Here is a 10,362-nt window from a genome sequence, read left to right as displayed (position 1 = left end):
CACAAAGGACGCCCTAACTCTTTCAATCCGCGCATCGGCCCGACAAGCGATTCCGATTTTCGGGCCGATGCGCAGGTGCCGCAGAGGTCGTCGAAACGCGCCTGCGGCCGGCGTTGGCACAAGCCGAATGAGGAGATCTCGCCCCCGGCCAGCAATTATGCCCAGGGGCTGAAGTGCTTAAGCCGCGGCCTGCTTTCCCAAGGCATCAAGCAGCGTGCGGGCGCCCTGTTTTGACGAGGCCGGGTTTTGGCCGGTGATCAGCAGGCCGTCCTGGACGACATGCACGCCCCAATCCGCCGTCTTTGAAAACTTTGCGCCCTGCTCTTTCAGGACGTCCTCGAGCAGGTAGGGAACGACCTCGACCAGGTGCATGGCCTCTTCTTCTGAATCGGTGAACCCCGTGACGGCCCGGCCCTTGGCGATGGGCTTTCCATCCGGCGCCTTCACATTCGTCAGGATACCGGGTGCATGGCAGACGAGCGCCACAGGCTTTCCCGCCGAAAGCATGTCCTCGATAAGCGACAGCGCATTGCGATCGTTCGTCAGATCCCAAAGCGGACCGTGCCCGCCGGGGAAGAACACGCTGTCATAGTCCGCCTGGTCGATTTCAGAAAGCTTGATGGTGTTTGCGAGCGCAGCCATTGCGGCCGCGTCTCGTTCAAACCGTCTCGTATCTTCCGTCTGGAACGCCGGCTCATTGCTCTTCGGATCGAGCGGAGGCTGGCCGCCCTTCGGCGAAGCGAGTGTAATATCGACCCCGGCGTCGCGGAAAACGAAATAAGGAGCAGCAAGCTCCTCGAGCCAGAATCCCGTCTTCTTGCCGGTGTTTCCCAACTGATCATGCGATGTGAGAACCATGAGAATTTTCATTGCTCAGCTCCTTCAAGCCGGCCGGCGGACAACGCCGTCGGCACCCGGATTTACGGTGAATACTGCCTGCAGATCTCATGCTGAAACGGGTGAGGACATAGAGCGGCGGCGCTGCGAAACAAGCTCTCCCGCGCAGCGTTTGCTAGAATTGCTTTAGCCGAAGCCTAACCAGACAAACGGAGGTCGCGCGCGACATCCGTTTGTCTGGGCTGAGCCGACCAAGACCCGCGCTGGAAAAGCGCAGCGTGAGACCCCGGGCTGACCGGCTCGCGCTGGAATTTCCCGCACCAGTCGACATGCCGGCGGTCACAAAACCGCCGCTCAATCGTCAGCAAATCGCCCCGTTACCGCCGCACCGTACCCTCTTCAAGGTTCCATCGTCGCGAGCTCGCCGGCCTTTGAGCGGCTGAGCGATCGACCGAGGCGGTCTTGCTGCCGATCAAATCATGCACTTGAAGAGGAATGAATATGATCAATCGTTACACATCTGTCGCAACATTGAGCACTGTGGTCTTCAGTCTGCTTGCTTTCAGCCCGGCATCCGCTGTCGACATGGCCCAGGCGCAACAGCAGCCGGCACAGGCGCAGCCGCCGGCTCAGGGCCAGACGCCGATGCAGGGACAGCAGGGCGGCACCGGTGCGACAGCAGCCGTCAGCGATCAGAAAATCGAGGCCTTCGCCGTTGCCTATCTGCAGGTCGACAAGGTGAGGCAGGAGTATTCGGCCAAGATCGGCGCGACGAAGGACGAGACTGCCAAGCAGCAGCTGCAGGAGGAGGCCAAGAAGCAGATGGTCGACACCGTCAAGGCTTCTCCCGACATCTCCGTCGAAGAATACTCGTCGATCCTGACGGCCGCCCAGAGCGACCCGGCTCTGGCCAAGAAAGTTCTGGAAAAAATCGGCACGCCACCGCCGGGCCAACAGCAGCAGCAGCAGCAGCAATAGGCTGCGCGCGGCGCTGTAAGTCGCCACGAAAAGGCAGCGGACGTCTTGCCGTTCACGCCGGAAGCAGTGCCCGCCATTTGACGGGCTCTGCTTTCCACCTAAGAAGTCGACGAAATGATCGGCTAGAACAGGATGATATTAGGCCGGGTCGGCCTAAAATCTGAATCCTGTTCTACATTATATAGTGAGAGCATGATTTCGTCCGAAAACCGCTCACACTTTTCGGCATCATGGTTTCGTTCAGTATTGCGAGCCGCTCTGGTTGTTCAGGTCGTGCCGTTCGGTGCCCGTCAGCGGCGGGTTGAAGATGCTGACCAGAATGAGATCCTGATCCTTGCCGCCGCGCAGATAATGGCGGTCATGCTTGTCCAGCACATAGATATCACCGGCGCGGATCGGAAAGACGTTGCCGTCCATATCCTCCACTTCGCCCTCGCCCTTAATGCAATAGCAGGCCTCCAGATGATTGCGGTACTGAAGCAGGGCTTCGCTATTGGCGCGAACGACGGTATGGCACACCGTAAAGCCCATGCCGTCGTCTTTGGTCAGCAAGCGGTGGCTCGTGCCGTTGCCCCAGTCGACGAAACGCTCGGTGAGCTCCACCTCCTTCAGATTTCTGACGAACATCGCCGATTCTCCTGATAAATTATTGAAGATGCAGCGATGATTCTTTTTTATCGCTCACGACAATTAGCTATTGAAATGGCTGGCATTTTCAAATGATGATTCTTGCGTCATCTGTGAGGAAATTTTACAAATGCAATTGCCGCCGTTGAACGCCCTGCGCGCTTTCGAAGCCACGGCCCGCCTGATGAGCCTTTCGAAAGCGGGCGACGAGCTGCACGTTACCCATGCGGCGATCAGCCATCAGATCAAGCATCTGGAGACCTGGCTCGGCCGCAAGCTGTTGCAGAAATCGGGCCGCGGTGTCGCGCTGACCGCAGCCGGCGGCGAATATTACCGCGCCGTGTCAGGATCGCTGGCGGCGATCGCGCATGCGACCGGCAACATGCGGCGCGATCACAACATGCGGGCCATCACCGTCGGCTGCATTCCCTCGATCGCCTCCCGCTGGCTCGTCCCGGCCCTGCCCTCCTTCCAGGAGAGCGACCCCGATCTCGACGTCAGGATCGTCTATGCACGCGCCGAAGAACGCTTCGACGACGAAAGCCTGGACGTGCTGATCACCATGGGCGAGGATCTGAGCGGCGGCAGGGAAAGCCGCCTGCTCTTCTCCCGCCGCAACCAGCCCGTCGCCAGCGGCCATTACCTTGCCAAACGAAACTGGACGATCGACGACGTCTCGCTCGCCGGCGCCGATCTGCTGCACGACGAATCCGCCGACGGCTGGAAGGAATGGTTCCGCAAGGCCGGCCAGAAAGCGCCGGAGCCGCTCCGGGGTCCGATATTCCAGGATTTCAACATGCTGGCGACGGCCGTAGTCGCCGGCCATGGCGTGGCGCTCTGCCCGGTCGAGGTGTTCCGCCGCGAGATCGAACGCGGCGATCTGCTGGTGCTTTCCGACATCGCGACGGCAGAAAACCAAGGCTATTACGTCATATCGAACAGCTGGGCGAAAAAGCCGGTGCGCCGCTTTATCGACTGGTTCATGACGGAGTGCGGATCGGGCGCGTGAGATCCCCTGCCGGCAATTTATCGAAGGGTCGCCGCCGAGACGATGGATGCAAATGGGTCGCGAAAATAAAGATGTGGCATAAGCCCATCCGTGAGCGAGTTGGGCCGAGGTTGGGGATTGTTAATCAGAAATGCCTAATGTAAATCTTGGCGTGCACAAGTTGTGTGGGAGCTAATTTGCTACAATATCTGGTTATGACATGAGACTAAGGAGGGCCTCGGACATGCAGAAAATTCGTGCGGCCCCCTCGGCGCTCGGACAAACAGAGGCGAGAGCTTCGAGCTCGATCGACCGGCTTTTGTTCTTTGACCGCGATTTCAATCCCGTCGAGAATTTGCTGGGCACTGAGCTGCCTGATTCTGTCAAACCAGCAGCGTCGTTTTGGGAACATTTTCCAGAATTGGACAAATCGGCGATCACACTCGCCCTCCGTTCATTGGGCGACAGTGCCCAGCCTTTGCAAATATCGGGGGATTTTGGCGCGCCAGCGTCGCACGGACTGACGATCTATCGGATCGGAGATCTGTTTGCCGTGGTTCGGTCCGAGGAATCTATCGACGATGAGCGGGCGACCCTTTTGCATCTGGCCACCCACGATCCGCTCACTGGACTGCCGAACCGACGCCAGTTCAGCGAGGACCTCGCTGTGTTGTTACGGGAGACCGCAGGCTCGAACGAGACTCTGTCCCTGATGCAACTCGATCTTGACGATTTCAAACCCGTTAACGACACGCTTGGGCATCCGGCCGGCGACAAGCTCCTTCAGCTGGCTGCAAGCCGCATTCAAGAGTGCCTTACCAGCGACGACAGAGCCTATCGACTGGCGGGTGACGAATTCACCGTCATATCAAGGGGCCCGGGACATCCCGCCAAAGGACACCAGCTAGCAGAAGCTTTGGTTGATGCATTCAAAAAGCCCTTCACGATAGATGGCATCGCGCTATTTGTGGGTGCCAGCATCGGCATATCTGCTGCTCCACCGGACGGTACAAATCCGGAGCAGCTGATGAAGGCGTCCGACGTCGCACTCTACGCCGCGAAGAAAGACGGACGCGGTCGCGCAAGACCGTTTGATCCCTCAATGCTTGAGTTGCTGGAACAACGCGAACTGCTGCGCCGCAGCCTTCGCATGGCCCTGGTCCAACAACAATTCTCTATCGAGTACCAACCCATCGCCGAGGGCGGCAGCATTGTCGGCTTCGAAGCCTTGCTCAGATGGAACCACCCTCTACTTGGAAAAATCCCACCAACGGCATTTATTCCGATGGCCGAGGCCGATGGAATCATGCCGGAAATAGGTGCATGGGTTTTGGAGCAGGCATGTCGCGAGGCAATGAAGTGGCCGCAGAACTACATCGTCGCGGTCAATGTGTCCGCGGCTGAATTCTTGACAAGCGGCCTCACTGATCGGGTATCCCAAACGCTAGACCTGATCGGGTTGCCGCCCGACCGTCTGGAGCTTGAGATAACCGAAAGCGTGCTCCTTGAGCGGACCGTCAACAATATCGACACCCTGAATACTCTCAACGTGCTAGGGATACGAATCTCGCTTGATGATTTCGGGACAGAATATTCTTCCTTGAGCTATCTGAAGACATTCCCTTTCGACACGATCAAAATCGACAAATACTTTATCACCGACCTCGAAAGCGATCTGAAAGGCCAGGCAATCGTCCGCTGCATCGTTAACCTCGCCCATGACCTCGACATGCAGGTGACAGCCGAAGGGGTTGAGACGCCAGGTCAGGCGGAATGGTTGCGCGGTGTGGGCTGCGATAGACTTCAAGGCTATTTGATTAGCAGGCCGCTTCCGGTCGAGGCGATTGGCGAGTTCATCACCCGGGCGGAAACATCCGTAAGACCCGCGCTACGACAGTGAACAACCGATTTTCGCCGCGCCTTTAGCTATCGCGTGCATCAACCTGACGCCCCAGGCAAACGAAAGGAGGGTGTATTGGAACAGGAAGCAGCTAGCTTCGATGACCATGCATTTGCGCCGATGGTATCGCTGGAACTGAACGTTGCGATGTTCAAATCCCGATGGCAGTTTTGCGACAGGATTACCGAATACCTCTCAGACATTCTCGGCCAAGGTCACAGCGATCCCGCTCGATATTCCAATTTTCTTTCCGTCGCGACGAATGAGCTCATTGAACTTGCTTTCCGTTCAACGAGCGAGCCAGGAAGGATAAGTTTCAGTCTCTATCGGAGCGCGACAATCAATCGGCTGAGAATTGTCTTTCCCGGCGAGGAAGCATTTGGCCGAAAGCACGCCAATGCAAGATCAAGTGAGCGCCAGCCGGTCCCCGGCGCCGGCTCTGGATACTTGGTGATGAAGTCCGACGGGACGGTTTTGCTCAGCGATTTGGCAGCAATATTCCGCGCCACGATCCGGATTGAGAAAGACGGCGGACAAGGGATACAGATCATAGCGGATTTCCCCTCGGCCGAGGACTTCCGATGAGCCTRCTCCCGCAGCCCTTCACTGTTCATTTTGATCCGACAAATCAGGAGCTGTTGCTGTCTGGCAAGATGCGACCGGAAAGCGCCACTGAGATTGCCGATGCCCTCAAGCTGGTGCAGCAAAGTTTGGAAAAATACAGCGGGATCGTTTACCTCAATGTCAAACGTCTGACGCACATTAACATGACTGCCTTCGTAACCCTGTCCGATGTCCTCGCGGCAAGCTGTCGGACCAGGCCAGAACGGAAGATCGTCATCATCACGTCGAGCGTGGTGGCATGGTCGACCTCTTTGTTCGAGACGCTGGCGGCATCACAACCAAACTTGTCGGTTGAAGTCTACGATTCGGCATTTTATCCGGGCCAGAGCTTTGTCGAGGACGAGACTTTCATCCCCATTCTGCGCACCCAGACGAAAATGACATGGAGGCACGAACGTGAACTGTTGCCTCGCCACGGCCTGCGCAGCGGTCTTGTCATCGCGGATATCTGTTGCGGAATTGGGGATTTCGCGGCCTTGGTTCAGAGGGAATTTAAACCGGCACGCCTTGTCGCGCTGGATCATTCCGTGCGCAGCCTCGAATATGCGCGCAGGGTCGCTGCCGACTTCGATCTACAGGGAATCGAGTACACCTATGGTGACGCCTCCCAAATGCTGCTGCGAGACAATCAATTTGACTTTGTGACCTGCCGACATTCGCTGCAGATTTTCAACCGTCCCGAGATGCTGCTGCGGGAGCTCTACCGCATCTGTAAGCCTGGCGGCCGTGTCTACATCACGAACGAAAAAAATTCGCATTGTCTCGGCGAACCACATGCTGAAACAATAAGATGGACTTACGAGGAAGTCGCCAAATTGTTCAGGTATTTCGACATGGATGTCGAGATGGGGCCGAAAAGCCGCCATCTCCTCGCTGACGCGGGGTTCGATAGTATCAAGGTCGATTCCTTTATGGTCACCAACCTTGACGGGGACCCCCAAGACTTCGCGGACATCATCGAAGCTTGGGAAAATGTCTATGCGGGTGAGATGGCCGTTCGACGGGGCGACTCGTTGGATTTTATTCGCAGGTTCCGGCAGGGATTCAAAGATCATGTCTTTGCTGCTCTTCACCCCAAGGGTTATGCAGGCTGGCCGATCTGGGCAGCCTCCGGCCGAAAGCCGCTATGATGGACGAGAGATCATTGAAGAGACCGACAAGACTAGGCTCATTTCGGGCAAAATTCATCTTGGTCGTCGGTGGAGCAGTCCTCTTTGACTTGCTGGTCAGCGGCGGGCTGGCACTTTGGAACGTTCAGAGGCTGTCGCGCGACGCAACCCTCGAAGTCGGACAGGGCCTTGAAGCGGCAAACCAAGAATACATTCGTACATATGCTGATTCCACCGCAGCCCAGGTGAGTTTGCTCCTGCGGCAGGTTCATAACGACGTCAGCACCTTGGCAGGTGTGCTCCAGGCGCAGATCGACGATCCCGAGCGTAATTCCGACGTCGGCGCGGCGATCGCTCGCACATCGCCCAGCAGCGTCAGCCTTGCTTACGATCAGACGGGAAAGTGGTCTCAGAACGCTCCGGGCTCCGTCTCGGTTGTCAGCGTCTGGAGTTACTTGCTCGGACAAGACCACAACCCAAGGTCTGACGTCCAGACCGATATCCAGACGAGCGCGGTTCTGGACCTTGTTGCACCGAGCCTGCTGCAGCACGGTGCTTCAAAGCTGCAGATGTATTACATCGGATCGAAAGAACGACCAATCTTCCGGACAGCGCCCTATACCGACCAGGCTCAAACCTTCGACCGCCTTTATCCGGGTCACAACGAGGCCAATTTCTGGGACTTCTTTTTTCCTGGACTTTATGAGTCCTGGCAGGRCTGGGCCAAGGATATGAAAACGCGGCCGGTCGCGGACGATATAACGCAGACAGCTCCATATACCGATGCCATTACCGGGAAACTGATCGTCAGTTTCTTTCATCCATTATGGACAGCCGACAGGAAGGATGTCGCCGGGACGGCTGGCGCGGACATAACACTCGACCAGCTCGCACAGACTGTTGAAAATGTGAAAGTGGCCCAGTCCGGCTTTGGATTCCTCGCAATGTCCGACGGAAACGTTGTGGCGATCAACAGCACAGGCGAAAAAACGCTCGGTCTGCGTTCTGCGAGCGATGCAAGCGGAACCGGCGTGACCGGATTGGAGCGCTCCCTGAAGGGAAGCTCCCAGCCTGCCATAGCGAAACTGGCCCTTGACCGCGAACAGGGCATCCAACATTTGCTGTTGCAGCAGGACGGCAACCAGGTCCCCTACATCTTTATCGTGAAGAAGCTCCCCGCGACCAATCTCTGGCTCAGCGGCCCGGTTCGGCAAGAGGCAATGTCTCTTGGAGTGGTTGTGCCTGAACGAGAAATCGAGGCCTCCCTCTATGCGGCCCAGGCCAAGATTTCAGACGCTACGAATCGGATCGTGCTCTACCAAATTCTAGCGATCTTAATGTCGCTGCTTATTGTAACGATCGCGGTATTTGCGGCTTCGAAACGAATAACGGGCGGAATCAGTGCGCTTGCAGATGCCGCCAGACGGATACAAGCGAAGGACTATTCGGTCAGGGTGGCCATATCAAGTAAAGATGAGGTCGGCGAGGCTGGGGAAGCATTCAACCGGATGGCTGAGCAGATCAGCTATCACACCGAAAATCTCGAACAACTCGTCGAAGAGCGAACCGCTCAAATCGAAGATGCAAAGGAAGAGATTTCGACACTGAACGCACAGCTCCAGCGAGAAAATCGACGTCTCGGAACAGAGCTCGCCGTCGCCGAAAGAATCCAGCTCATGGTTCTTCCGCTGCATCAGGAGCTTGAGGAGTTTCAGGCCCTCGAGATCGCAGCTTATATGAGACCGGCGGAAGAAGTCGGCGGCGATTATTATGACGTCTTGAAGAGCGGAAACCGATTGAAGATCGGCATCGGCGACGTCACCGGACACGGGCTCGAAAGCGGCGTATTGATGTTGATGGTTCAGTCCGTCGCCCGCGCCCTGCAGGAAGCCGGAAACACCGATGCAGTCAAATTTCTCACAGACCTGAACAGCGCCCTGTTTAAAAACATAGTGAGGACTAAAATCGATAAGCATCTCACTCTGGCGTTTCTTGACTACGACGGAAAAGAGATGATCCTGTCGGGACAACACGAGGAAGTTGTCATCGTGCGGGCGAACGGCAAGGTCGAGCGCATAGACACCATGGATCTGGGCATACCGATCGGGCTGGAAGCCGATATTTCTGCCTTCATTAAAACCCGTGAAATAGCGTTCGAGAAGGGGGACGTCATACTCCTGCATACGGACGGCGTGACAGAAGCCGAAAACGACGCGGGAGAACTGTTTGGCATCGAACGTCTGTGCCGCGAAGCACTTCGCCTGAAGGATCAGAGCGCTGAGAAAGTCGTTTCCGGAATTGTAGCGACATTAATGCTCTTTATCGGATCGCAGAAGATTTACGACGACATCACGCTTCTCGCAGTGCGACATAGGTGAGATATGACGCCAACGGTATATGGTATCGAATCTCTGGTGGGCATAAGCCTGGATTCATGCACTCGCCTTACGTTAAGCGATGGACCGCTTCAGCTTGGATGGAAGCACTCAGGAATGACCTCGGACTTCATAGCGGAAGTCATGGCTCTGCCCTATTCACGGTCAAGGAAAGACTACGTGCAGGCGCATCATGACATCGGATATCTGAGCAATGAGTTGATCGAAAATGCCGTTAAGTTTCGACAGCCTGGGGAGATCCTAATTGAAGCCGGCATATTCGACGGAACCTTTTTAATAAGGGTCAAGAACACGATCGATGGCGTGACATCATCTCGGTTTCAGCTACTGCTGCATCGCCTTCAATCGAAGGACCCTGGGGAACTTCTTCTTGAGCAAATCGAAACCAATGCCATATCGGCAGCAAGCGGTTCGGGCTTGGGGTTGCTCACCCTTTTGAGCGACTATGACGCAAAAATGGCATGGGCATTCGAAGGGAATAATGACCGGCATATCATACTGACGACGACTGCGGCTGTGGCGATGCCACCCTCCTCCAATCTGTGAGCGAAGAATGGAAATCAGCGACGAAAACTTCCGCGTATGGGCTGAGAAAAACGAAGTGTATTTCGATGGCGTATTCAGGCTGGCCGGACCGGACGCCTATGCGCCGATTTACTCATTGGTATTCGGCCTGCTCCACGAGGGGCACAAACAGGTGACGTTCAACCTGACGGGTCTCGAATTCCTCAATTCCTCTGGCATAAATCTCTTGGCTAAGCTGACTATTGAAGCCAGAAAGATGGGCGACCTCCTGCTCGTTGTCAAAGGCACCAACCAATATCCTTGGCAAGCGAAGTCCCTCCCGAATCTCAAGAAGTTACACCCGCTTCTCGATTTGCGCTTGGCGTGATTCTCTTTCGG

Annotated in this window: 10 protein-coding genes; 8 read left to right on the top strand and 2 right to left on the bottom strand. The window is 56.2% G+C overall.

Translation table 11 applies throughout. The features are described 5' to 3' along the window. Nucleotides 1-177: 177 nt before the first annotated feature. Nucleotides 178-870, bottom strand: coding sequence for a type 1 glutamine amidotransferase domain-containing protein (locus AC1D1Z_RS09980; RefSeq protein WP_130652677.1), 693 nt, complete (start codon nucleotides 868-870; stop codon nucleotides 178-180). Between the two features lie 462 nt (nucleotides 871-1,332). Between AC1D1Z_RS09980 and AC1D1Z_RS09975 the strand changes: the two genes are divergently transcribed. Then, the gene (locus AC1D1Z_RS09975; RefSeq protein WP_130652678.1) at nucleotides 1,333-1,815 is read left to right on the top strand and encodes a DUF4168 domain-containing protein; all 483 of its coding nucleotides are present in this window, start codon (nucleotides 1,333-1,335) and stop codon (nucleotides 1,813-1,815) included. 240 nt (nucleotides 1,816-2,055) lie between these two features. Here AC1D1Z_RS09975 and AC1D1Z_RS09970 read toward each other — a convergent pair whose 3' ends face one another. Continuing rightward, nucleotides 2,056-2,442 (bottom strand): ectoine synthase, encoded by a 387-nt coding sequence (locus AC1D1Z_RS09970; RefSeq protein ID WP_130652679.1) that lies wholly within the window; start codon nucleotides 2,440-2,442, stop codon nucleotides 2,056-2,058. 130 nt (nucleotides 2,443-2,572) lie between these two features. Here AC1D1Z_RS09970 and AC1D1Z_RS09965 point away from each other — a divergent pair, with 130 nt between their 5' ends. The 7 genes from AC1D1Z_RS09965 (at nucleotide 2,573) to AC1D1Z_RS09935 (ending at nucleotide 10,351) form a co-directional block, all read left to right on the top strand. After that, complete coding sequence (locus AC1D1Z_RS09965; protein ID WP_047623316.1) at nucleotides 2,573-3,451, top strand: LysR substrate-binding domain-containing protein; 879 nt, start codon at nucleotides 2,573-2,575, stop codon at nucleotides 3,449-3,451. A gap of 223 nt (nucleotides 3,452-3,674) precedes the next feature. Beyond that, complete coding sequence (locus tag AC1D1Z_RS09960; protein WP_130652680.1) at nucleotides 3,675-5,330, top strand: putative bifunctional diguanylate cyclase/phosphodiesterase; 1,656 nt, start codon at nucleotides 3,675-3,677, stop codon at nucleotides 5,328-5,330. Between the two features lie 75 nt (nucleotides 5,331-5,405). Further along, entirely contained in the window at nucleotides 5,406-5,915 is a 510-nt protein-coding gene (locus AC1D1Z_RS09955) for a hypothetical protein (protein ID WP_018242674.1), read from the top strand. Continuing rightward, the gene (locus tag AC1D1Z_RS09950) at nucleotides 5,912-7,084 is read left to right on the top strand and encodes a class I SAM-dependent methyltransferase (protein WP_018242675.1); all 1,173 of its coding nucleotides are present in this window, start codon (nucleotides 5,912-5,914) and stop codon (nucleotides 7,082-7,084) included. The genes AC1D1Z_RS09955 and AC1D1Z_RS09950 overlap by 4 nt, the downstream gene beginning before the upstream one ends. Then, nucleotides 7,081-9,441 (top strand): SpoIIE family protein phosphatase, encoded by a 2,361-nt coding sequence (locus AC1D1Z_RS09945; RefSeq protein WP_477850364.1) that lies wholly within the window; start codon nucleotides 7,081-7,083, stop codon nucleotides 9,439-9,441. The genes AC1D1Z_RS09950 and AC1D1Z_RS09945 overlap by 4 nt, the downstream gene beginning before the upstream one ends. A 3-nt stretch (nucleotides 9,442-9,444) precedes the next feature. Further along, complete coding sequence (locus AC1D1Z_RS09940; protein WP_018242677.1) at nucleotides 9,445-10,005, top strand: slr1658 superfamily regulator; 561 nt, start codon at nucleotides 9,445-9,447, stop codon at nucleotides 10,003-10,005. A gap of 7 nt (nucleotides 10,006-10,012) precedes the next feature. Next, nucleotides 10,013-10,351: a slr1659 superfamily regulator gene (locus AC1D1Z_RS09935; protein WP_003560625.1), complete on the top strand. Its 339-nt coding sequence runs from the start codon at nucleotides 10,013-10,015 to the stop codon at nucleotides 10,349-10,351. Nucleotides 10,352-10,362: the final 11 nt, after the last annotated feature.

The organism is Rhizobium sp. P1_E1 (assembly GCF_056406015.1).
Note: the sequence above shows the minus strand (reverse complement) of the source record. Positions and strands in the feature narration are given on the sequence as shown.